At 42.3% G+C, this 1478-nt stretch carries 2 pseudogenes; one reads left to right on the top strand and one right to left on the bottom strand.

The features are described 5' to 3' along the window. A pseudogene (locus AB4493_RS22190) lies at positions 1-653 on the bottom strand (IS5 family transposase); the annotation flags it as partial. 82 nt (positions 654-735) lie between these two features. On the opposite strand from AB4493_RS22190, the pseudogene AB4493_RS22195 reads away from it, so the two are divergent. Continuing rightward, positions 736-1065 (top strand): annotated as a pseudogene (locus AB4493_RS22195) (transposase); the annotation flags it as partial. Positions 1066-1478: the final 413 nt, after the last annotated feature.

Raw genomic sequence — 1478 nt, forward strand, 5'->3', positions numbered from 1 at the left:
AGTATGCTCCCGCCCTGTACCTAACCCAGTAAGCTTATTCAACGTTTTGAGCTTAGCGCGAGTTTCCCCCTGACTGTGTACTGTAATTTCTGAAATCTAATCGTCCTCCTAACAATTGGTTAACTTGTTACATCGCCGTTTCTGAGAGTGAGCGTTTGTGGTAACCATACCGCTCTTTCCAATACTTATTTGAGCCGTATAATTTCTAGCAACCCACTGAGCGATTTCGAGAATGGCCGAGTTCCTGAATGCTACCCTTTATCTTGGAGGAACAAGCGAAGTCACTCGCTTAATCTTAATTACATCGTAGCACGCTCTCGTTTCATAAATACCATCACCAGACACCTCTAGGATGCTTCGCCGTGTTTGGTTCAGTCAATTCGGGAGCACTTCTCCATCGCTAACCGTCAATAAACTTAGCTCAACTGCAATGATTTCATGAGTGCTTGTATCAACTTCAATATGAAGCTTTCTCGAGACACTACTCCTACTATCTGTCCCGTGTTTTTTACTTTCCATTCACCTTCGCCATAAACCTTAAGACCAGTCGCATCAATGGCTAAGTGTTGCATCGCCCCTCTCGTTTTTGTCTTAAATGAAATCTCAACTTGCTTGGTTCTTCGGCTACTAAAAGTGTAATGCGGACAATTTAACGAACATGGATGTAGTGGCATAGTAAATTTAGCCACCTAATTAGAGGTAATATCATCACCTCATAAGTTAACAGGTGACACAATGACAAAACGTAAAGAAGAATATTTAGTGCTGAATTTAAGGTAGAGGCTGCGCAACTCACGCTCGACCAAAACTATACTGTTGTTTCAGCAGCTCAAGCTATGAACGTCGGTAAATCCACAATGGATACGTGGGTTCGTGAGTTGAAAAAGAAACTAGCTCGCCTTTAAGAGCAAAACAAAATATTAGAAAGTGCAACAGCTCTCTTGATGTCGGACTCTCTGAACAGTTCTCAATAATCGAGAAACTCAGGAAGTGCTATAGCGTAAAACGTTGTGTAATGTGTTCAATGTTCATCGTAGTAGTTATAAGTACTGGCGAAAGCGGCCTATTGTCTACAGAGTCGCCGTTAGAAAATACTACTACTGATTATTCAGCGGAGCAGAGATTTTTCATAGTGATTGAAACTGCAACAATGTCTGAACGCGAGTTAGCTGAATACTGTAAGGTCTAAAGGGTTATTTGTCGATGACGTTAAAGCCTGGCGAGCACTATCTATCAAGGCGCTGAGCACAACATCGACTTCAATATCACACAAAGAAAAATATCACACAAAGAAAATAAGCAGTTACGTGAGGAACGCAGAAAGGTAAAAGCGTTGGAGAGGGAGTTGGCACGTAAAGAGAAAGCACTTGCTGAAACGGCTGCGCTACTGGTTTTGCGGGAAAAGTTCAATGCCCTCTGGGAAACCAACGAGGAAGACTGATTCCTATCTCAGAACGGCTTCATAGACAGGATCTTAA

The organism is Vibrio sp. 10N.222.55.A1 (genome assembly GCF_041473835.1).
Lineage (GTDB): Bacteria > Pseudomonadota > Gammaproteobacteria > Enterobacterales > Vibrionaceae > Vibrio > Vibrio crassostreae_C.